Source organism: Nocardia sp. NPDC004654 (genome assembly GCF_040609595.1).
Classification (GTDB): domain Bacteria; phylum Actinomycetota; class Actinomycetes; order Mycobacteriales; family Mycobacteriaceae; genus Nocardia.
The window spans coordinates 780,610-800,521 of the sequence record NZ_JBEXKI010000003.1 but is presented as its reverse complement, the minus strand read 5'-3'; the positions used below and the strand labels follow the sequence as shown (position 1 = coordinate 800,521).

22 protein-coding genes are annotated in these 19,912 nt (G+C 67.2%); 5 read left to right on the top strand and 17 right to left on the bottom strand.

Annotated elements, in window-relative coordinates; all coding sequences use genetic code 11:
- Positions 1 to 4: 4 nt before the first annotated feature.
- From ABZV58_RS13500 to ABZV58_RS13470, 7 genes are all read right to left on the bottom strand, one after another.
- Complete coding sequence (locus ABZV58_RS13500; RefSeq protein WP_355000398.1) at positions 5 to 1,246, bottom strand: MFS transporter; 1,242 nt, start codon at positions 1,244 to 1,246, stop codon at positions 5 to 7.
- 26 nt (positions 1,247 to 1,272) lie between these two features.
- Positions 1,273 to 1,725 carry a MarR family transcriptional regulator gene (locus ABZV58_RS13495; protein WP_355000397.1) on the bottom strand — a complete coding sequence of 151 codons (453 nt, stop codon included), beginning with the start codon at positions 1,723 to 1,725 and terminating at the stop codon, positions 1,273 to 1,275.
- A 223-nt stretch (positions 1,726 to 1,948) separates the two neighbouring features.
- A complete protein-coding gene (locus ABZV58_RS13490; RefSeq protein WP_355000396.1) occupies positions 1,949 to 2,995 on the bottom strand; it encodes an acyl-CoA dehydrogenase family protein in 1,047 nt (348 codons plus the stop codon).
- 73 nt (positions 2,996 to 3,068) lie between these two features.
- Positions 3,069 to 4,100 (bottom strand): acyl-CoA dehydrogenase family protein, encoded by a 1,032-nt coding sequence (locus tag ABZV58_RS13485; RefSeq protein WP_355000395.1) that lies wholly within the window; start codon positions 4,098 to 4,100, stop codon positions 3,069 to 3,071.
- Complete coding sequence (locus tag ABZV58_RS13480) at positions 4,097 to 5,239, bottom strand: acyl-CoA dehydrogenase family protein (protein WP_355000394.1); 1,143 nt, start codon at positions 5,237 to 5,239, stop codon at positions 4,097 to 4,099. Before ABZV58_RS13480 ends, ABZV58_RS13485 begins: the two co-directional genes overlap by 4 nt.
- Positions 5,239 to 6,159 carry an enoyl-CoA hydratase gene (locus ABZV58_RS13475; RefSeq protein ID WP_355000393.1) on the bottom strand — a complete coding sequence of 307 codons (921 nt, stop codon included), beginning with the start codon at positions 6,157 to 6,159 and terminating at the stop codon, positions 5,239 to 5,241. The genes ABZV58_RS13480 and ABZV58_RS13475 overlap by 1 nt, the downstream gene beginning before the upstream one ends.
- The gene (locus tag ABZV58_RS13470; protein WP_355000392.1) at positions 6,159 to 7,718 is read right to left on the bottom strand and encodes a FadD3 family acyl-CoA ligase; all 1,560 of its coding nucleotides are present in this window, start codon (positions 7,716 to 7,718) and stop codon (positions 6,159 to 6,161) included. Before ABZV58_RS13470 ends, ABZV58_RS13475 begins: the two co-directional genes overlap by 1 nt.
- Before the next feature lie 77 nt (positions 7,719 to 7,795).
- Between ABZV58_RS13470 and ABZV58_RS13465 the strand changes: the two genes are divergently transcribed.
- The 3 genes from ABZV58_RS13465 to ABZV58_RS13455 all read left to right on the top strand — a co-directional run bounded on the left by ABZV58_RS13465 (position 7,796) and on the right by ABZV58_RS13455 (position 10,664).
- Positions 7,796 to 8,989, top strand: a complete 1,194-nt coding sequence (locus ABZV58_RS13465) for an acyl-CoA dehydrogenase family protein (protein ID WP_355000391.1) — start codon at positions 7,796 to 7,798, stop codon at positions 8,987 to 8,989.
- Entirely contained in the window at positions 8,986 to 9,786 is an 801-nt protein-coding gene (locus ABZV58_RS13460) for an SDR family oxidoreductase (protein WP_068055666.1), read from the top strand. The genes ABZV58_RS13465 and ABZV58_RS13460 overlap by 4 nt, the downstream gene beginning before the upstream one ends.
- A gap of 146 nt (positions 9,787 to 9,932) precedes the next feature.
- Positions 9,933 to 10,664, top strand: a complete 732-nt coding sequence (locus ABZV58_RS13455; RefSeq protein WP_355000390.1) for a hypothetical protein — start codon at positions 9,933 to 9,935, stop codon at positions 10,662 to 10,664.
- Positions 10,665 to 10,815: 151 nt separating this feature from the next.
- On the opposite strand, the gene ABZV58_RS13450 is transcribed toward ABZV58_RS13455, so the two are convergent.
- From ABZV58_RS13450 to ABZV58_RS13435, 4 genes are read right to left on the bottom strand one after another with little or no spacing between them, the layout of a single operon-like run.
- Entirely contained in the window at positions 10,816 to 11,403 is a 588-nt protein-coding gene (locus tag ABZV58_RS13450) for a hypothetical protein (protein ID WP_355000389.1), read from the bottom strand.
- 41 nt (positions 11,404 to 11,444) lie between these two features.
- A complete protein-coding gene (locus ABZV58_RS13445) occupies positions 11,445 to 11,984 on the bottom strand; it encodes a hypothetical protein (RefSeq protein WP_355000388.1) in 540 nt (179 codons plus the stop codon).
- Positions 11,984 to 12,727 carry a hypothetical protein gene (locus tag ABZV58_RS13440; protein WP_355000387.1) on the bottom strand — a complete coding sequence of 248 codons (744 nt, stop codon included), beginning with the start codon at positions 12,725 to 12,727 and terminating at the stop codon, positions 11,984 to 11,986. The genes ABZV58_RS13445 and ABZV58_RS13440 overlap by 1 nt, the downstream gene beginning before the upstream one ends.
- Positions 12,724 to 13,044 (bottom strand): type VII secretion target, encoded by a 321-nt coding sequence (locus tag ABZV58_RS13435; protein WP_355000386.1) that lies wholly within the window; start codon positions 13,042 to 13,044, stop codon positions 12,724 to 12,726. Before ABZV58_RS13435 ends, ABZV58_RS13440 begins: the two co-directional genes overlap by 4 nt.
- Before the next feature lie 310 nt (positions 13,045 to 13,354).
- On the opposite strand from ABZV58_RS13435, the gene ABZV58_RS13430 reads away from it, so the two are divergent.
- Both ABZV58_RS13430 and ABZV58_RS13425 read left to right on the top strand, forming a co-directional pair.
- Complete coding sequence (locus tag ABZV58_RS13430) at positions 13,355 to 13,972, top strand: TetR/AcrR family transcriptional regulator (RefSeq protein ID WP_355000385.1); 618 nt, start codon at positions 13,355 to 13,357, stop codon at positions 13,970 to 13,972.
- Between the two features lie 86 nt (positions 13,973 to 14,058).
- Positions 14,059 to 15,207, top strand: coding sequence for an acetyl-CoA C-acetyltransferase (locus ABZV58_RS13425; protein ID WP_355000560.1), 1,149 nt, complete (start codon positions 14,059 to 14,061; stop codon positions 15,205 to 15,207).
- A 166-nt stretch (positions 15,208 to 15,373) separates the two neighbouring features.
- Here the strand turns inward: ABZV58_RS13425 and ABZV58_RS13420 are convergent, their stop codons facing one another.
- From ABZV58_RS13420 to ABZV58_RS13395, 6 genes are all read right to left on the bottom strand, one after another.
- Positions 15,374 to 15,769, bottom strand: a complete 396-nt coding sequence (locus tag ABZV58_RS13420; RefSeq protein ID WP_355000384.1) for a type II toxin-antitoxin system VapC family toxin — start codon at positions 15,767 to 15,769, stop codon at positions 15,374 to 15,376.
- On the bottom strand, positions 15,766 to 16,020 hold the full coding sequence (locus ABZV58_RS13415; protein WP_355000383.1) for a type II toxin-antitoxin system prevent-host-death family antitoxin: 255 nt from the start codon (positions 16,018 to 16,020) through the stop codon (positions 15,766 to 15,768). Before ABZV58_RS13415 ends, ABZV58_RS13420 begins: the two co-directional genes overlap by 4 nt.
- 286 nt (positions 16,021 to 16,306) lie before the next feature.
- Positions 16,307 to 17,392: a nitronate monooxygenase gene (locus ABZV58_RS13410; protein WP_355000382.1), complete on the bottom strand. Its 1,086-nt coding sequence runs from the start codon at positions 17,390 to 17,392 to the stop codon at positions 16,307 to 16,309.
- A gap of 58 nt (positions 17,393 to 17,450) precedes the next feature.
- On the bottom strand, positions 17,451 to 18,209 hold the full coding sequence (locus ABZV58_RS13405; protein WP_355000381.1) for a CoA-transferase: 759 nt from the start codon (positions 18,207 to 18,209) through the stop codon (positions 17,451 to 17,453).
- 4 nt (positions 18,210 to 18,213) lie between these two features.
- Complete coding sequence (locus ABZV58_RS13400) at positions 18,214 to 19,092, bottom strand: CoA-transferase (protein ID WP_355000380.1); 879 nt, start codon at positions 19,090 to 19,092, stop codon at positions 18,214 to 18,216.
- Between the two features lie 26 nt (positions 19,093 to 19,118).
- Positions 19,119 to 19,883, bottom strand: a complete 765-nt coding sequence (locus tag ABZV58_RS13395; RefSeq protein WP_067792642.1) for an enoyl-CoA hydratase family protein — start codon at positions 19,881 to 19,883, stop codon at positions 19,119 to 19,121.
- Between the last annotated feature and the right edge of the window lie 29 nt (positions 19,884 to 19,912).

The following is a 19,912-nucleotide window of genomic DNA, read 5'->3' as shown; positions in this document are numbered from 1 at the left end:
AATCTCAGTCGCCGACGGTGATCGCCTGCGCCTCTTCCACCGAATGCGGCGCGGGATCGTGCTCGTCGATGTGGGCGAGCGCGGCACGTCCCACCACCAGGACGAGCACGGCGGCGGCGGTGCAAGCCGCGCCCACCCAGAACGGCAGCGCGATGCTGTGCTCGCCGAGCTTGCCCGCCAGCCACGGCGCGGCGGCGCCACCGGCGAATCGGACGAAGCTGTAGGCCGCCGACGCGGTGGAACGCTCCACCGGCGCGGAGATCATCACGGCCTCGGTGATGAGGGTGTTGTTCACGCCGAGGAACAGACCGGCGAGCACCGTGCCGACGATCAGCACCGTCTTGTGCTCCGCGAACAGCGCCATCACCGCGAGGTCCGCGGCGAACAACCCGAGCGCGAGACCCATCATCGGCAGCGTTCCGAACCGGCGCTGCAAGCCGGGAGCCAGGAAGACCGAGGCGATCGCGAGCAGAATGCCCCAGCCGCAGAAGATGAAGCCGATCGCGTAGGTGCCCATGTCCAGCGGGAACGGGGTGTAGGCGAGCAGGGTGAAGAAGCCGAAGTTGTAGAGCAGCGCGGTGATGCTGACGGTGAGCAGTCCGCGGTGGCGCAGCGCCTGGAACGGTGCGGCGAGCGAGGTGCGATGTTCCGGCTTCGGGCCCTCGGGCAGCAGCACGACGATGCAGACGAACGCGATCGCCATCAGCACCGAGACGCCGAAGAACGGTCCGCGCCAACTGATTCCGCCGAGCACGCCGCCGACCAGCGGGCCGGTCGCGATGCCGATGCCGAGCGCCGCCTCGTACAGGATGATGGCGCGCGCGACGCCGCCGCTCGCCGCGCCGACGATGGTGGCCAACGCGGTCGCGATGAACAGCGCGTTGCCGAGACCCCAGCCCGCGCGGAAACCGACGATCTCCCCGACGGTGCCGGACATGCCCGCCAGCGCCGCGAACACGACGATGATGGCCAAACCGGCGAGCAACGTCTTCTTCGCGCCGAAGCGGCTGGACACCACGCCCGTTACCAGCATCGCAACGCCCGTCACCAGCATGTAGCTGGTGAACAGCAGCGAGACCTGCGACGGCGAGGCGTGCAGTTGCTCGCCGATCGGCTTCAGGATCGGGTCGACCAAGCCGATGCCCATGAAGGCGATGACGCTGGCGAAGGCAACCGCCCAGACCGCCTTCGGCTGTTTGGTCGACGTGGGCGCGCTGGTATCGGCGCGGGTGATCACGGTGCTCATGCCTGCGCCTCGCTCACTTCGTTCGCTCATAGGTGTTCCCTCGACGGATCGTGCTGGGGAGCCGCCTTTTTCAGCGCTTCCAGCAGTTCATTCAGATCGGTTTCCATTCGCTCGAGTCGTTCGACGTCGAATTCGGCGAGCCGGGCGGCCATGGCCGTGCCGTAGGCGGCGCGGGCTCGGGCCAGTCGCTCGCGTCCGGCCGGGGTGAGGTCGACGACGACCGCCCGCGAGTCCTCGGGGTCCTTGGTCCTCGTCGCGAATCCGTCTTCGACGAGCCGCCCGAGCAGCGCCGTTGCCGCCGGTTGGGAGCATCGATCGATCCTGGCGAATTCGCTGACCCGCACCGCGCCGTGCTCGTCCAGGACGGCAAGGGCCCGCAGCACGGCTCGCGGCAGATCGTCGTCGCCGATCGCCCCGGCCAGCCGGGTAAGCCTGCCCGCGATGACGAGGAGATCGACCACGATGTCTGCTGTCGTCAAGGGAGCACGCTGCACCCAAATATTATTACATAAGCTAACTATCTATTTACCGTGAGACAGCCCACCACAGATCGCCGTGCACTGCGCACCGCCAACTCGCTTCCACACACCTTTCACACTCCTCACATAGGCGGTGCCTATGTGAACCGTGTGGAAGGTGTGTGGAAGAACGGCGAAGGCCCCGGCGAGTCGAGGACTCACCGGGGCCCGCGAAGCGCTGGCGCTAGGTATGCGCCAGCGGCCGGTGCGGCGTGCCGAAGAGCTGGGCGTCGCCGTGCGCGCGCTTGAAGAACAGGTGCGCGTCGTGCTCCCAGGTGATCGCGATGCCACCGTGCAGCTGCACGGTCTCGGAGACGATCTCGGTCAGCGCCTCGGAGCACTGCGTCCGCGCGACCCACACGTCCTCGGCGGCCGACGGAAGCCCCTCGGCGACCGCGGCGGTGGCGGCGTAGGACGCCGACTTGGCCGACTCCAGCAGCACGTACATATCGGCCATCCGATGCTTGAGCGCTTGGAAACTGCCGATCACGCGCCCGAACTGCACCCGGGACTTGGCGTATTCGACCGTCATCTCCAGGCACTGCTCGGCCGCCCCGACCTGCTCGGCGGCCACTGCGGCCCAAGCGATCTCGCGCAGCCGCGTGGTCAGCGCGACCGGATCGCCGGTGCCGAGCTTGCGCGCGGCGACGCCGTCGAAGCCGATCTCGGCGAGCTTGCGCGTCGGGTCCATGGTCGCGACCGGACGCCGGGTGATCCCGGCGGCGCCCGCCTCTACCTCGAACAGCCCGCTCGCGGTGACCACGAGCAACGTATCGGCCTGCACGCCGTCCAGCACGTAATGAGCTGTGCCGCAGAGCTTCTCGCCATCGGCGTGCACACCGGGCACGTCCCAGCCGGTCGCGCTCGCCCAGCACACCGCGAGCGTCGTCGTGCCTTCCGCGACGCCGGGCAGCAGTCGCGCGCAGGCGTCCTCGTCGCCGGAGAGCAAAACGGCCTGCGCGCCGAGCACGGCCGAACCGAGCATCGGCACACCCGCCAGCGTCCGGCCCAGTTCGGTTACCACCAGCAGGGATTCGACCAGCGAAGCGCCGAAGCCGCCGTACTCCTCGGGCACGGCGAGCGCCGCGACGCCGATCTGCTCGCAGAGCAGCCGCCACAGCTTCGGGTCGTAGCCGAGTTCGGTGTCCATCGCGGCGCGCACGGCGTCGCGGCCCGCGTGCTTGGTGAGCAGCGCGCGTACCGAGGCGGCGAATTCCTCGTGCTCACTCATGCCTGCACCTCGCTGACGGTCGGCTCCGACATGCGCGAGGCGCGCTGGCGCATGATTCGCTCACTGCCTTCACTCATGCGGTACCCCTGATCGCTCGGTCCCGGACGGCCTCGTCGCGCAATGCGCGGGCGATCCTGGCGCGGTGCAGATCCGGCGTACCCCATGCGGCGCGCAGCGCGGTGACCTTGGTCAGCCACAGCGACAGGTCGTACTCGGCGGTGTAGCCGATCGCGCCGTGCACCTGCAACGCGGCTCGCGCGGCGGTGTGCGCGGCGTCGCCGCAGGCCAGCACCGCGGCCGACACGTCGCGGCTGCGGGTCGGCTCGCCCATGGTGAGCGCGGCGCGGTAGAGCAGCGGCTCGGCCAGATCGAGCGCGATGAGCACGTCGGCGAGTTTCTGCTTCACGGCCTGGAATTCACCGATCGGCTTGCCGAACTGCTTGCGCTGCTTGGCGTATTCGGTGGCGGCGTGCAGCAGCGCCCGACCGGCGCCGAGCAGCTGGGCGGCGGCGGCCAGCGCGCCGGTGTCGAACGCGACCGCGCCCGCCTCCAGCACCCGGTCGTCGTTGGCGACGAGTTCGGCGGCCGTCACCGCGAACAGCTTCCGCGCGGGGTCCACCGAGCGGATCGCCGCGCCACGCTCGGCCGAGAACACCTGTGCGCCGTCGACGAGCAGCGTCACGTCGGCGACATCGGCGTCCAGCGCGACCGGATCGGTGCCAGGGGTGGCGAAGGCGACAGTGCCGAGCGCGGTGCCCTCGGCGAGCCCGGGCAGCCAGCGCTCGGCCGCCGCGGAATCCGAGAGCGATTGCAGCAGAACGGGAATCGCGGCGGCGGTCTCGACCAACGGTCCCGGGGCTGCGGACCGGCCGATCTCGACGAACGCGACGACGAGGTCGATCGGATCCGCGCCGACGCCACCGTGCGCCTCGTCGACCGCGAGGCCGAGCACGCCCGCACCGGCCAGCTGCCGGATCAGCGCACGGCCCGGCCGCTGGTCACCGGTTGCCCAGGCGCGGACCGTGGTCGGCGTGCGTCCGGCGTCCAGCAGCTTGCGCACACTGGCGGCGAAATCGATCTGTTCCGGACTCAGCGCGAATCTCATCGGCCGTTCCCTCTCGGTAGGCCGAGGATGCGCTCGGCGATGATATTGCGCTGGATCTCGTTGGTACCGGCGTAGATCGGGCCGGACAGCGAGAACAGGTAGCCGTCGGTCCACGGCCCGGACCGTTCGCCCGCCGCGCCGAGCACGTCCAGCGCGGTCTCGTGCATGGCGATGTCGAGTTCGGACCAGAACACCTTGGTGATCGAGGATTCCGCGCCGAGCTTGCCGCCCTCGTTCAACCGGGTGACGGTGCCGAAGGTGTGCAGGCGGTAGGCCTCGCTGCCGATCCACGCGTCGACGACGGCGTCGCGCTGGGCGGTGTTGGTGCGGTCGCCACTGTCCAGCCACAGGTCGACCAGCCGTCGCGCGGTGGCGCTGAACCGGCCGGGGCTGCGCAGCGAGAGACCGCGCTCGTTGCTCGAGGTGCTCATGGCGACCCGCCAGCCCTCGCCCGGCGCGCCGATGACGTCGCGGTCCGGCACGAAGACGTCGTCGAGGAAGATCTCGGCGAAGCCGGGTTCACCGTCCAGCTGCGGGATCGGCCGCACCGAGACGCCGTCGGCGGTGAGCGGGAACATCACATAGGTGAGTCCCTTGTGCCGCTCCGCCTCCGGATCGCTGCGGAACAGGCCGAAGGCCCAGTCCGCGAACGCCGCCCGCGAGCTCCACGTCTTCTGACCGCTGAGCAGCCAGCCGCCCTCGGTGCGCCGCGCCGTCGACCGGATGCCCGCCAGGTCGCTGCCCGCCTCGGGCTCCGACCATGCCTGCGCCCAGATGTCGTCGCCGCGCGCCATGCGCGGCATGATGCGGTCGAGCTGCTCGGGGGTGCCGTGCTCGAACAATGTCGGCGCGAGCAGGAAGATGCCGTTCTGGCTGACCCGCCCCGGCGCGCCCGCGGCGTAGTACTCCTGCTCGAACAGCACCCATTCCAGCAGCGAGGCGTCGCGCCCGCCGTACTCCTTCGGCCAGGAGACCACCGACAACCGCGCGTCGGCCAGTGTGCGCTCCCAGTCGCGGTGCGCCTCGAAACCGGCCTTCGTGTCCATCGAAGGCAATGGCGTCGAGGGTTTTTCGGCGGCGAGGAATTCGCGGACTTCCCGCTGGAATTCCTGCGTCGCCTGGTCCAGATCCAGATCCACTACGTCGTCCCGTTCTGTTCGGCCGTGCTCGCACTGGCCTTCATCGTCTTGGCGTTCATGCCGCCCAGTGAGTCCGCGCCGACCTCGGCGTTGTGCGCGTGCGCGAAGTGATGCAGCCCGAAGACCGAATCCATGCCGGTGCGCATGCCCATCAGGTCCTCGGCCTGGTTGACCGCCTTCTTGGTGAGCGCGAGGCCGAAACGCGGCATGGCGGCGATCTTCTCGGCCAGCGCCATGGTCTCGGCCTCCAGTTCGGCGCGCGGGACCACCCGGTTGACCATGCCCCATTCCTTGGCCTGCGCCGCGCCGAAGCGGTCGCCGGTGAACAGGAACTCCTTGGCCGCGCGCGGTCCCATCACCCACGGGTGGGCGAAGTACTCCACACCCGGAATGCCCATGCGCACCACGGGATCGGAGAAGAACGCGTCCTCGGAGGCGACGATCAGATCGCAGACCCAGGCCAGCATGAGCCCGCCCGCGATGCAGGCGCCCTGCACCATCGCGATGGTCGGCTTGGGCATCTCCCGCCAGCGGCGGCACATGCCGAGGTAGACCTCGGACTCCCTGGCGAATCTCTGGTCGCCGCCCTGCTTGTCGACGTGGTCCCACCAGAGCGTCGCCTTGTTCTCGTAGTGCACGTGGTGGTCGCGGCCCGGCGTGCCGATGTCGTGCCCGGCGCTGAAGTGTTTGCCGTTGCCCGCCAACACGATCACGCCGACCTCGTCGTCCTCGACGGCCCGTTGGAAGGCGGCGTCGAGCGCGTAGGTCATCACCGAGTTCTGCGCGTTGCGGTAGTCGGGCCGGTTCATCGTGACGATCGCGACCCGGCCGCGCCGCTCGTAGGTGACGACCTCGCCTTCGTCCGGCACCGAGCCGTGCGGTGGTTCGTCCGAGCGCTCCGCAGCGGGTTGGTCTGACATTACGACTTCTCCTCACGTAATTGACGCTTGAGCACTTTCCCGGCGGCGCTGTAGGGCAGCTGGTCGCGGAATTCGATGAAGCGCGGCACCTTGAAATTCGCCAGCACGGTGGTGGCGTGCGAGAGCACCTGGTCCTCGGTCAGCGCCGAGCCGGGCTTGCGCACCACGTAGGCCTTGCCGACTTCGCCCATCCTGGTATCGGGCACGCCGACGACCGCCGATTCGGCCACACCGTCGAGCCGCGCCAGCGCCTGCTCGATCTCGGCCGGATAGACGTTGAAGCCGCCGGAGATGTACATGTCCTTGAGCCGGTCGGTGATCCGGAGGTAGCCGCGCTCGTCGAGCGTGCCGATGTCGCCGGTGTGCAGCCAGCCGTCCGCGTCGATCGTCTCGGCGGTGCTCTTCGGATCGTCCAGGTAGCCGAGCATGACGTTGGGGCCGCGCAGCAGCACCTCGCCCGCGTCGCTGAGCTTCAGCTCGAAGTCGGCGATCGGCCTGCCGCAGGTGGTCGCGATGGTCTCGGCGTCGTCGTCGGCGCGGCACATGGTGCCGAACCCGGCCGCCTCGGAGAGGCCGTAACCCGTGATGACGACGCCGAATTCGAGCTCCGACCGCATCCGCTCGACCAGCACCACCGGCACCGTCGCCGCACCGGTGACCGCCACCCGCAGGGTGCTCAGGTCGTAGGAGTCGCGGTCCGGGAAGTCCAGGATCGTCTGGTAGATCGTCGGCGGCCCGGGCAGCACGGTGATCTTCTCCTGGCCGACCAGTCGCATCGTCTGCGGCACGTCGAAGGTGGCCTGCGGGATGATCGTCGCGCCGGTGACCAGGCAGGACAGGATGCCCGCCTTGTAACCGAAATTGTGGAAGAACGGGCTGACGACGAGATAGCGGTCGTCGCTGTTCAGCGTGGTGCACTCGGCCCAGGCCCGGACCACCGACAGCGCCTGCCGGTGCGCGACCAGCGTGCCCTTGCTGCGGCCGGTGGTGCCGGAGGTGAACAGGATGTCGGAGATGTCCTCGGCGTCCACCGCGACGGCGCGCTTCTCGGCGTCCTCGACCGGGACGGTCTCGGCGATCACCGCGAGATCGGACCAGTTCAGCACGGCCGGATCGGTGCTCGTTGTCTCGCCGCCCGGCTCGACGGGAATCACCACGATGGTGGGGATGGCCAATTCGGGTGCGGCGGCCTGTAGTTCCGCGAGGCGGTCCCGGCCGAGGAAGGTCCCCGCGATGAACAGCGCCTTCGCCTCGACCCTGGACAGCACGTCCGCGGCCTCGTCGGCGACGTAGCGGGTGTTCAGCGGCACCAAGGCGGCGCCGGCGTAGTGCGCGGCCAGCGCGGCGACCACCCAGTGATAGGTGTTCGGCGCCCACATCGCCACCCGGTCGCCGGACTGCACGCCGCGCGCGATGAGCGCGCGCGCCGCCTCCTGGACCGCGGCGAGTAGCTGGGTCCAGTCGAGACGGACGTCGCCGTCGGCCAGTGCGGGGGCGGCGCCGAAGGTCCGCGCGGCGTCTTGCAGGGCCAGCGGTGTCGTTTGTGCAGGGGTTGTCACGGGTGTTCCTCACCGTTCACGCGAGTACTTATGCACGCACTCTACAAAGCAAGTGCTTGGTAGGTTATCCTACCGGCGTGGTTGCGATCCAGACCTCAGATTCCGACACTGCCGCGCAGGACGCGCGGTTTTCCGCCGAAGTGCGGGAATGGCTTGCCGAGAATCTCAACGGAGAATTCCGCGAACTGCGCGGACTAGGCGGTCCAGGCCGCGAACACGAGGCGTTCGACGAGCGCCTGGCCTGGGACCGGCATCTGGCCGCGTCGGGGTGGACCTGCCTCGGCTGGCCCAAGGAGTACGGCGGTCGCGAGGCCAGCGTGCGCCAGCAGGTGATCTTCCACGAGGAGTACGCCAAGGCCAACGCGCCCGCGCGGGTCTCGCACGTGGGTGAGGAACTGCTCGGTCCGACCGTGCTGGCATTCGGCACCCAGGCGCAGAAAGACCGCTTCCTGCCCGGCATCCGCAATGTCACCGAACTGTGGTGCCAGGGCTACTCGGAACCGGGCGCAGGCTCGGACCTCGCGGCGATCAGCACGGCCGCGCACCTCGACGGCGACGAGTGGTCGATCAACGGCCAGAAGATCTGGACCTCGCTGGCCCACGTGGCCGACTGGTGCTTCGTCGTCGCCCGCACCGAGAAGGGCTCGTCCCGGCACAAGGGCCTGTCCTACCTGCTCGTTCCCATGAAGCAGCCCGGTATCGAGGTGCGCCCGATCATCCAGCTCACCGGGACCTCGGAATTCAACGAGGTCTTCTTCGACAACGCCCGCACCGCGGCAGACCTGGTCGTCGGCGCGCCGGGCGACGGCTGGCGCATCGCGATGGGCACACTGACCTTCGAGCGCGGCATCTCGACCCTCGGCCAGCAGATCCGCTTCGCGCGTGAGTTAGCCGACGTCGAAGCGCTGGCCCGCCGCATCGGCGCGGCCGACGACCCGCTCATCGCCGACCGGATCGACCGGGCCTGGGTCGGCCTGCGCGTGTTGCGCGCGCACGCGCTGCGCACCATGGAAGGCACCGGCGTGGACGACGGCGGTCAGGCGTCGGTCGCCAAACTGCTCTGGGCCAATTGGCACCGCGGCCTCGGTGAGCTGGCCATGGCCGTGCTCGGCGCGCGCGGCTTGGTGGCCGACGAGGACGACGATCTCAACGAATGGCAGCGGCTGTATCTGTTCACCCGCGCCGACACCATCTACGGAGGTTCGAACGAAGTGCAGCGCAACATCATCTCCGAGCGCGTGCTCGGTCTTCCGCGCGAGGCACGGCCGTGACCGCGCGGCCCCTTTCGGTCGCCCCCGAGCCCGTCGCCGGGCACGGCCTGCTGACCGGACGCGTCGCCGTGGTCACCGCGGCCGCGGGGACGGGCATCGGCTCGGCCACCGCGCGCAGACTGCTCGCCGAGGGCGCCGACGTGGTCGTCTCCGACTGGCACGAGCGTCGGCTCGCGGAGACCGAGGTCGAGCTGAAGGGCGAGTTCCCGGATCGCCGGGTCGCCGCGATCGCCTGCGACGTGCAGAGCACCGAACAGGTGGACGCGCTGGTCCGCGGCGCGGCCGAAGCGCTCGGCCGCATCGACATCATGGTCAACAACGCGGGCCTCGGCGGCGAGACGCCGGTCGTCGACATGACCGACGAGCAGTGGGACCGCGTCCTCGACATCACCCTCAACGGCACCTTCCGCTGCACCCGCGCCGCGCTGGCCTACTTCCGTTCGGCAGGGCACGGCGGCGTCATCGTGAACAACGCCAGCGTCCTCGGCTGGCGCGCGCAGTACGGTCAGGCGCACTACGCGGCCGCCAAGGCGGGCGTGATGGCGCTGACCAGGTGCAGCGCGATCGAGGCCGCCGAGCTCGGCGTGCGGATCAACGCGGTCGCGCCGAGCATCGCCAGGCACGCCTTCCTCGACAAGGTCAGCTCGACGGAACTGCTCGATCAGCTCTCCGAGCGGGAGGCCTTCGGCCGCGCGGCCGAGCCGTGGGAGGTCGCCGCGACCATCGCGATGCTGGCCAGCGATTACACCAGCTACCTCACCGGCGAGGTGGTTTCGGTGAGCAGCCAGCGGGCCTGAGGCGCCTGATTGAGATCGCCTTCGGGCGTCCGCTTCCCTCCGTGGAAATGGGCGCCCGATCAGGTGAAAAAGGGTGGCGCGCAGCTGGCCGGGGTGTGCCATGCTGGGGATGGACGGATCCCGCAATTTCGTAAGGGGCGTTGGCTATGGGCCTGGATCGCCCACCTGCCCGCGAACAACTGGAACTCGACGTCGTGCGCGAGGTCGTGCTTGCCAGACGACGGCTCGACAGTATGGTTCTAGCCGCCTTGACACTCGGCGCCGAACTCATGAACCACGAATCCGCGCGGGCGACAGCGTGCCGCGCCGCCCAGATCCTCGAGATGTACGCGGTCGACGAGAACGAGGTCGAGCGCGATCCGAGGGCCGCGTTGCGCGCCGACATGCTCCGCGACAACGCCCGCGCCCGGCGAATCGGCTTGAAGTCTCCGGCCGGGGTTCCCTCCGAGCAGGACCGGCGGCGACAGCGCCAGACCGCCCTGTTGCGCGAGGTCCGCGCCGACCTGATCGAGGTGCTACGCCGCTGCCGCAGACACCACTACGACCGCGGCGCCGTCGCCGACGAGATCGCCCAGGGTCTGTGCGCCGCCACCGATAAGCTGGTGGTCGGCGCCGACATGGACGCCTACCACGCTTGGCAGCGCGGGATGGTCCTCAAGCTGATCGAAGAACCCGTCCCGTACGGTCCGCCCCGAGTGATGGCGACCGTCGACGCGGGCCCGGGCCGCGGGCCGCTGACAGTCGAATGGGATACGCCCGAACGAAGATTGGCGCTCGTCGCCCGCATGGCGCGGGCGGGCGTCTCCCCGGTCATCATCTGCGACCGCCTCCTCGCCGACCTCTCCGTGTCCTCCCCGATCCGCTACTCCCTGCGTTAGTACGCCGACGTCTCTCTGCGACGAACACGGAGGGTTTAACGGTGTGCCTGTGATGCCACTGGCTATGTGGCACGAACCAGCCGTGCCAGAGGCGATTGCCGATCCCGACCTCAGCAGCACGGCGGCCACGGTCGATCTCGGCGTTGGGACGTTAGGCGATACCACCATTCGTCGAACCGGCCATCGCAGCGGCAAATCTCGGGTGCGCCTCGACCACAACAGTATCCTCGGCAATTATCGGACGACACCGAAGGAAGGTATTTGCTCGACGATGGAGCATAGAGGCCACCAAGAGCCCTGCGGGAAACCAGATCGGAAATAGCCCGACCGCCAAGAATGCAATAACTACTTGATGCACCTGTAGGATTTTTGCAATCACCAGTCCGGCGATGCAAAATAGCCCGAAGAAGACAATGCTTCGACCAAGCCGCTTATATCTGCGCGACGACTGGAGGCAACGGTGGCATACCGGCCACTCGCCGCGGAATCTGGTATCGATCTCGAGGGCGTTGAACCCGAAGCTGAGTATCTTGTATGCCAAGGCGCGAAACATCGATCCCGGCGTGAGTTGTTCCCGTCCGCGGGTACCTTCGTGGAAAGCAATCGTCTCGGAGCGACGATCGACCGCGGGGAGACCATGCTCGCTGCATATATCCGGCAGGGGCTCGCGAAGCTCGATCTCGAATCGGATTCCCGTATCTCGCGTCCACTTCGATGGAGGTCGAACTGTGGTAACCACGGGAACTTCTACAGGCACCACAGCATCCGGATATCGCGCCATCATTCCAACCAGCCCCGCTGTCGACGCTCACCGAAGTACAGATCGTCGTCATCGGGTTCTTCCGGGATGACGACCCGTTCACGGTTGGGCTTTCGGGTGCCTGGGTATACCGTTGCGGAAGAGACCGAAGCAGAGTTATTCGTCGATTGCTCAGCCGATGATGTTTTCGGTTCGTGGCCGGGGGGAGTTACTTCCGCGCGAATTTCTTGTGTACTCTCGTCGGATGCCTGAGTGCGTAGGTCGTCGAGGAATGTTTCCCCGTCTGCGGCCAGCCTCTCTCGTTCCTCATCCGAGACGGACGAAATAAGCTTGTCGATTCGATCCATCGAGCCCTGATCGAGTAGTTTGGCAAACATCTCGGATCTGCCGAATTCTCGCATGCCCATCCGACCGGCGAGTACGTCGTCCAGACTGCTTCTGATCTGCTGGTCCGAAATCGATGACCTGATTGTTTCGAGTGATTTGCGCAGTGCGCGTGATATGCCGACGTCACCTTTCGCAACATCGAGGATCAGCTCCTGCCGCGGCCAGTTGCTCATCACGCTCCCGGGTGATCGTATGCCTCGATAGGGGTTCCGTACCGCTTGCTGTCTTCGGTCCTGCTTACGACGACTCCAAGTTCGGGGAAGGCAGACGGATCTGTGTCCGCATTCAGGCTGCGAATGGCGGCACTGCCAGTTGTGAAGGTTGTCCAGGCCAAACCCAGCCATGAGAACGCCTGGTTCACCTTGACCAGCATCCTCACGACGACTGCCCATAAAGCCGGATTCTCCGGTGCGGTCCACGACATCGCAAGTGCGACGACAGCCAGGTCTATGATCTCCTGAAGTAGATCACCCAGCCCTCGACACAAATCGGCCATCGCGTCAGCCAGGTTGTTCAGTTCCTGTGCGATTCCTTTGAGCTGCCCAACTTGGCCATCCAGTGCCCATGCCAACTTATCGAAATACTGCTTGGCACTTTCTGCGGCATTTCCATCCCAGGACTGGTCCAACCGCTTGTTCCAGTCGGTTTTGATCGACTGGCTGAACGCGGAATTGAACTCCGCTAGATTTTGAACCGCTATCGACGCTCGTTTTACTGCTTGCCAATCGCCGGCAACCTGTGATGCCACCCACTCGAGGATGTCGACGCCGGTGAATTTCTGTATCACCCATTTGACCCCATATGCTGGTGAGACGAAGTTCGCTCCCAGCCAGAATGCTACATCGTTGGAGATGTGATCTTCGGCGTTCGGCTCTCGCAACGCGTCTTGGGGCCGCCCAAGGTCTTGGTTCGTCATCGCTCAGCGCCTGGGTAAAGGGCATCTTGACGCTTGGCTGCATCGAGATCTGTTGTGCGGTACATCTGCGCGCTCTTTGTCAATTCCAAGGCAGCCGAATCGCAAAGCGTTGCCAACTTTTCGTAGTTGGCTGTCAGATTTGCTTGAATTTCGTCGACCAGTTCGTTTGTGCTGAGATATATTCGCCCTTGTTCGGCGTCGATGTTCAGATAGCTGCTGGCGTAGCTTCTCGCCCTGCTCGCTTGGGCGGACAAATCTTTCATCGTGCCGGCGAAATTGTCCAGGTCATCCGGCGTTACCTTGAATTCTTCGGACACCTGCCCCCCTTCTGGTCATAACTCAGACACTTCTGTGATGGCCACGGCCGTAGCCCGGTGTAGGCGACCGACCGAATCCCGAGGCTACATCGCGGATCAGACGACATCAACGGCTGACGAATCCGACGGGACGATCGGCATCCCTTCGCGGCGAAGCAATTTGGAGGCTCTCGAGGTCGATGGAGTGCCTTGGCCGAGCCGGTGGCCGCATACGTGACGGGAACCTGGCCGACGGACAGCGCCGATGACGAGCGGTGAGCTCGCCCGTTCGTACGCGCCCACTACCACCAAGCAAACGCTTGGTTGTATTATGTCCCTCGTGACCGCACCAGACGCCTCGAAATCCGCCCGGCGCAACGAACTGCTCGCGCTGGCGGCCGAACTGTTCGCCGAGCGCGGCTTGCGCGCGACCACGGTGCGCGATATCGCCGACGCGGCCGGAATCCTATCGGGCAGCCTCTACCACCACTTCGATTCCAAGGAGTCGATGGTGGACGAGATCCTGCGCGGCTTCCTCGACGACCTGTTCGGACGCTACCGCGAGATCGTCGGCTCAGGCCTCAGTTCGCGAGACACCTTGGAAGCCTTGGTGATCGCGTCCTACGAGTCGTTCGACCGCTTCCACGCCGCCGTCGCGATCTACCAGGCCGAGGCCAAGCGGCTGCGCGACGCCGAGCGGTTCGCCTACATCGAGGAATACAACCGCGAGTTCCGCGAGCTCTGGCACCAGGTGCTGACCAACGGTGTCGAGGACGGCAGCTTCCGTCCCGAGCTCGACGTCGAACTGGCCTACCGATTCCTGCGCGACACCGTGTGGGTCGCCGTGCGCTGGTACCAGCCGGGCGGACCCATCACCGTCCAAAACCTCGCCAAGCAGTACCTCACCATCGTTCTCGACGGTCTCACCGTCTCGCGGCACACCGACTAGGAGTCTTCATGTCTGCACCTTCCGCCCGCCGCGCTGGGTCTACCCGCCCCGCCGTCTCCGCCGGCGACCGTCCCCCTTACACTCCCCTGCGGGACGCCTACGTTGTCGACGCGGTGCGCACCCCGGTCGGCAAGCGCGGCGGCGCGCTGGCCGGTGTGCACCCGGCCGATCTGGGTGCGGCCGCGCTGAAAGGTCTGCTGGACCGCAACCCGATCGACCCGATCAACGTCGACGACGTGATCGTCGGCTGTGTCGACAATGTCGGTCCGCAGGCGGGCAATATCGGCCGCACCATGTGGTTGGCCGCGGGCTACCCGGAGGAAGTCCCCGGCGTCACCGTCGACCGGCAGTGCGGATCCTCTCAGCAGGCCATCAATTTCGGCGCGCAGGCCATCATGAGCGGCACCGCCGAGGTGATCGTCGCCGGCGGCGTGCAGAACATGAGCGCCATCCCGATCTCGGCGGCCATGCTGGCGGGCAAGGAGTACGGCTTCGAGTCGCCGTTCGTCGGCGCGCAGGGCTGGGACCACCGGTACGGCACCGACGAGGTCTCGCAGTTCCGCGGCGCGCAGCTGATCGCCGAGAAGTGGGGCATCACCCGTCAGGACATGGAGCAATGGGCGCTGCGCAGCCACGAGCGCGCCCGCCAGGCCATCAAGGAAGGCAAGTTCGACAACGAGATCGTCCCCGTCGGCGACTTCTGGATCGACCAGGGCCCGCGCGAGACCTCGCTGGAGAAGATGGCCTCGCTGCCCGCCCTTGCCGAGGGCAGCCCGCTGACCGCCGCGGTGGCCAGCCAGATCTCCGACGGTGCCAGCGCCACCCTGCTCGCCTCCGAGTGGGCGGTGCAGGAATACGGCCTGAAGCCGCGCGCCCGCATCCACCACGTCAGCGCCCGCGGCGCCGACCCGATCTTCATGCTCACCGCCCCCATCCCGGCGACCAAGTGGGCGCTGGCGAAGACCGGCCTCACCATCGATGACATCGACGTGGTCGAAATCAACGAGGCCTTCGCGCCCGTGGTCCTCGCCTGGCTGAAGGAGACCGGCGCCGACCCGGAGAAGGTCAACGTCAACGGCGGCGCCATCGCCCTCGGCCACCCCCTCGGCGCCACCGGAGCCAAGCTCTTCGCCACCCTGCTCAACGAGCTGGAGCGTCGCAACGGGCGCTACGGTCTGCTGACCATCTGCGAAGGCGGCGGCACCGCCAACGCCACCATCATCGAGCGGTTGTAAACGCTAGCGGAGTCCGCGCCGGGTGAATGTCGTTCGCCCGGCGCGGTTTTCGTTGTCCGCACCTGTCCGCCGCACGCTCCGTTCGCCCGCGCGTACCCAGTTCCGCCGCGCACGTGGACCGCTCTTCGAGTGCAGGAAGAACACACGCACAGGTGCGCGGGTGAAGTCAGAGCCTGATGACCTGCAAGTCCTGCATCGGGGTGTAGTCGCCGTCCTGTGTCACGATCGGGATGCCGTGGGCTATCGCGGTGGCGGCGATCCAGCTGTCGTTGATCGGCACTTTCCGTCCGGCAGCCCGCAGCCGGGACACCAGCAGCGCCCATGCGTCGGCAACAGCGCTGTCGATATCGAGAGGCTCGAATCGTTGCGCGAGCTGATAAGTCGACAGCCGTCGAGACGCGGACTCGGGCCCAGCCGCGTGCAGGACGCCCAGTCGTAGTTCGCCCAGTGTCACGACCGACACGCCCCACTCGAAGCCCTCGAACTCGCTCGGGTCGAATCGCTGCGCCTCCAAGCCGATGAAGATGGAGGTGTCAGCCAGCGCCCGTCGGGTTTCTTTCACCACGGCAGGTCGTCCGTCGTCTCGCTGAGCGTCTGCCGCAATTCGGCGCGCAATCCGGTGGGATCCGGCCCTAGGCGTGCCAGCTCGGCGAGTATCTCACCGGCCGGAATCCACTGGCGACGCGTCGGAAAGGGGATGATCTTCGCGACGGGACGGTTGTCCCGCAGAATATCGATCTCCTCGCCTGTCTCGACACGCCGGAGGATCTCGGCTGCGTGATTGCGCAGGTCGCGGGCGGGTATCGCGGTCATGCTACGAGCGTAGCAGTGTGCTACATGCGTTGCATTGCTTCGCGCCAAGGGGCTCGACTGAACCATTGCAAGGCGCGCCCGGTCGGATCGTCCTGCGCGGGCCGGAGGCCACACGTACGGGTTGATCGACGGTAGTCATATGGTGGCGTTTCAAGATCGAAAAGCGACCATATGACTACCGTGGAAACCATTTCTCTGTCGACGGTAGAGAAATGGTGGTTGGAGGGTTGACAGGCCGCTCGACCCGGGCGGATCGAGCGGCCTTTGCGTCAGTGAAGACAGGGGATCAGGGCTTGGTGGCAGTCGACTGACCGGCGAGCGCCGACATCGCCTCGATCCGCTCCACCGCGTCGGTGACCACCCGCTCGATCAACTCCTTGCAGGTCGGCAGGTCCTCGATGATCCCCGTGACCTGCCCCGCGGCCAGCACGCCCGCCTGGGTGTTGCCCTCGACGAGCCCGGCGCGCAACAGCATCGGGGTGTTGGCGGCCATGACGACCTGGGACCAGCTGAGGTCTTTGGTCTTTCGCATGGTGAGCCCGTCGCGGACCATGGTCGACCACTTCATGCCGGTCATGCTCTTGAACCGCGCCGCGTTCGACACCGCCGCGGCGAATCCGCGCCAACGGCCCGAATTCTCCAGCTTCTGAACGAGTTCGGTGTTCAGCACTCGGTGCGGCATGCCGTCGACCTTCAGCGAGACCACGGTGTCCTGCAACTGCCTGCGCAGGTACTCCTGCTTCACCGCGTCGGGCACCGAGCTTTCTCGGGTGAGCAGGAAGCGGGTGCCCATCGCGACGCCCGCAGCGCCGTAGGCGAGGGCGGCGGCCAGGCCGCGTCCGTCGAAGAAGCCGCCAGCCGCGACGACCGGGATGTCGACCGCGTCCAGCACCGAGGGGAGCAGCAGGGTGGTCGCCACCGGACCGGTGTGCCCGCCGCCTTCGCCGCCCTGCACGATGACGGCGTCGGCGCCCCAGGAGGCCACCTTGACCGCGTGCTTGGCCGCGCCGATCGACGGAATCACCACCACGCCAGCGTCTTTCAACTTGGCGATGAGGTCCTGCTTGGGCGCGAGCGCGAACGACGCGACCTTCACCTTTTCGCGGATCAGCAGGTCGATGCGCTCGTTGGCGTCGCTGGCGTCGGCGCGGATGTTCACGCCGAACGGCTTGTCGGTCTGCGCCTTGGTCTTCGCGATCGCCGCTTCCAGCTCCGCGAAGGTCATGGTCGCCGAGGCGAGAATGCCGAGACCGCCCGCGTTGGCGGTGGCCGAGACCAGGCTCGGGCCCGCCACCCAGCCCATGCCGGTCTGCACGACGGGATGCTCGATGCCGACCAGTTCGGTCAGCGGGGTGTGCAGGCGCGTGGTCATGCCGTGTCCTTTCTCGCATGTCCGAGGGGCAAGCTGCCTCCTCCGGGCCCTGGCCCGGTCATGCGGCTACCTCCTTGTCGCGAATGCCCTTGGGATCCAGCACGGTTCGAATGATCCGCAGCTCCTCCTCGGTCGGCAGGCGGGTCTCGCGCGCCTCGGCGAGCCCGGCGATCTCGAACGCGGTGTTCTCCGCGACCTCGTCCCCGTCGACGCCCGGGTGCAGCGAGAGTGCCCGCATCGTGTGGCCTGGCCCGCCGAAATCGAAGACGCCCAGATTGCTCACGACACGATGCAGGTGGTGGAAGCGGAAAGCCGGGTTGGTGCGATCGATCTTGTCGTAGCCGATGCCCGAGACGATGTCGACCTGCTCGCAGAACACCCGCTTGTTGTGCTTGGGCACCCAGTAGCTGGTGGCGTGGTTGATGGTGTTGCCCGGCGCGCCGCGGACACCGAACATCTGCCTGGTCGGCTGCTGCAACGGGCCGAAGGCGGACAGGTTCTGGTTGCCGTACTTGTCGATCTGGTTGGCGCCCATGACCACGTGCCGCCGTCCGGAGGCGACGACATCGAACACCTTGGAGAACGGAATCCAGCCCTCGATAGGCGCTTTCGCGCCGAGCGCGGGAGTCTCGGCCAGGTACAGCGCCTCGCCGTCGGAGAGCAGCAGGTCCGGTTCGAAGGTCAGCCGGGCCAGGCGCGCGCCGATCGTGGTGACCGGCGACATCGGGCTCGCCATGATCTCGCCCGCGCCGCGGAAGATCTCCGCGCAGGCGACGACGCAGACTTCGGCGCGTGTGCTGGTGGTGGTCTCGGTCATCGAATCAGCCCTCCTGCGTGGCGAAAGCGCGGACGGCCGCCTGGTATTCGTCCTCGGAGACGTCCAAATAAGTGGCCTTGAACTCGGCCCACGACTCGGGCGTCTTGGCGGCCGCCACGTAGTGGCGCTGGAATTTCTCGTCCCGGCCGTAGCTGCCGGAGAAGGTGAAGTGCGCGCCGTCGGGGGCCTCGACGACGCCGTCGACCATCATGCGGTTGAGGATGATCGCCTGCTGCGGAACGGCTTTCACCAGTTCCTCGGTCTCGACCAGTCGATCCACCGACAGGTAGCGGCGCTCGGCGGACAGGCAGTACAGATCGTCGAAGTAGGGGTCGACGCCGGTGTAGGCGGCGTTGCCGTGCCGGTCGCCGAGATCCAGATGCACAAGCGCCGCATCGAGATTCAGCGCGGGCATGGCGACGAGCGTTTCGGTGCGGCCGTCGGCGGCGGGGTAGGGGGAGGCGACGGTCTTCAGCTCGCCCTCCCAGAAGTCCATGACCGCGGAACCGAGCCCAGCGCGGATCGGCAGGAACGGCAGCCGCGCGGCAGCGGCCTGCAGACCGCACTTGACCATGCCCTCGTCCATCTCGCGGACCGTGATCGCGCCCTCGGTGCGCGCCTTGGCGAACCACGGATCGTAGAACGGCGCCGAATCCAGCGACACGAAGCCGTAGTACGCCTTGCGCACCTTGCCCGCCGAGCAGAGCAGACCCAGATCCGGTCCGCCGTAGCTGACCACCGTCAGATCGGTGATATCCGAGCGCAGGATGGCGCGCACCAGCGCCATCGGCTTGCGCCGGGAACCCCAGCCGCCGATGCCGATGGTCATTCCGCTGCGCAGCTCGCCGACCACGTCGTCGAGCGACATTCGCTTGTCCCGCATGTGTTCTCCTGTTTCCGGTGGGCGGGCTACTTGTCGGCCTTGCGCGCCGCGAGGTCGTCGTCGAACCTGGCGCGGATCTCGTCGGCGACGCCCGCGAGGTTCAGTTCGAAGGTGAAACCCTGCTCGTAGCGGTAGCTGCGGTGCACGTCCTGCACGTCGATGCCGTTGAGCGCGCGCTTGGCGGCCCGGATCACCCGGCCGTCCTTGGCCGCGATGTTCTTGGCGACTTCCATTGCGGCGGCGTCGAGTTCGGCGCGCGGCACCACCTGGTACACCGAGCCGTAGTGCTGCAACTGCTGGGCGGTGATGGTGCTCGCGGTGTAGAACAGCGCGCGCATCAGGTGCTGGGGGACGAGTCGCGAGAGGTGGGTGGCCGCGCCGAGCGCGCCGCGATCCACCTCGGGCAGGCCGAAGGTGGCGTCGTCGGAGGCGACGACGACATCGGCGTTGCCGACCAGGCCGATCCCGCCGCCGAGGCAGAAGCCCTGCACCACCGCGATGACCGGCACCGGGCAGTCGTAGACCGCGGCGAACGCCTCGAAGCACCCGTGGTTGGCGTCGATCAGCGCCTGGTGGCCTGGCTTGCTCTGGATCTCCTTGATGTCGACGCCCGCGTTGAAGCCGCGGTTCTCCGCCCGCAGCACCACGACCTTGGTCTCCGGGTCGCGCCCCGCCGCGCGCACGGCGTCGGCGATGGCGAACCAGCCGTCGGTCGGGATGGCGTTGACCGGCGGGTAGTCGACCGTGACCACGGTGATGCCGGTTGATTCGGAGTGACGGTTGATCCCCATCGCATGTCCTTCGTTTCTGAGCTCGTGGT

Bases quoted from the DNA above. Each gene is read 5' to 3' on its own strand.
- ABZV58_RS13490 (WP_355000396.1), bottom strand. From the start codon at position 2,995: ATGAGTGAGCACGAGGAATTCGCCGCCTCGGTACGCGCGCTGCTCACC.
- ABZV58_RS13395 (WP_067792642.1), bottom strand. From the start codon at position 19,883: ATGGGGATCAACCGTCACTCCGAATCAACCGGCATCACCGTGGTCACG.
- ABZV58_RS13485 (WP_355000395.1), bottom strand. From the start codon at position 4,100: ATGAGATTCGCGCTGAGTCCGGAACAGATCGATTTCGCCGCCAGTGTG.
- ABZV58_RS13400 (WP_355000380.1), bottom strand. From the start codon at position 19,092: ATGCGGGACAAGCGAATGTCGCTCGACGACGTGGTCGGCGAGCTGCGC.
- ABZV58_RS13455 (WP_355000390.1), top strand. From the start codon at position 9,933: ATGGGCCTGGATCGCCCACCTGCCCGCGAACAACTGGAACTCGACGTC.
- ABZV58_RS13440 (WP_355000387.1), bottom strand. From the start codon at position 12,727: ATGACGAACCAAGACCTTGGGCGGCCCCAAGACGCGTTGCGAGAGCCG.
- ABZV58_RS13475 (WP_355000393.1), bottom strand. From the start codon at position 6,159: ATGTCAGACCAACCCGCTGCGGAGCGCTCGGACGAACCACCGCACGGC.
- ABZV58_RS13405 (WP_355000381.1), bottom strand. From the start codon at position 18,209: ATGACCGAGACCACCACCAGCACACGCGCCGAAGTCTGCGTCGTCGCC.
- ABZV58_RS13430 (WP_355000385.1), top strand. From the start codon at position 13,355: ATGTCCCTCGTGACCGCACCAGACGCCTCGAAATCCGCCCGGCGCAAC.
- ABZV58_RS13445 (WP_355000388.1), bottom strand. From the start codon at position 11,984: ATGAGCAACTGGCCGCGGCAGGAGCTGATCCTCGATGTTGCGAAAGGT.
- ABZV58_RS13410 (WP_355000382.1), bottom strand. From the start codon at position 17,392: ATGACCACGCGCCTGCACACCCCGCTGACCGAACTGGTCGGCATCGAG.
- ABZV58_RS13500 (WP_355000398.1), bottom strand. From the start codon at position 1,246: ATGAGCACCGTGATCACCCGCGCCGATACCAGCGCGCCCACGTCGACC.
- ABZV58_RS13415 (WP_355000383.1), bottom strand. From the start codon at position 16,020: ATGACCGCGATACCCGCCCGCGACCTGCGCAATCACGCAGCCGAGATC.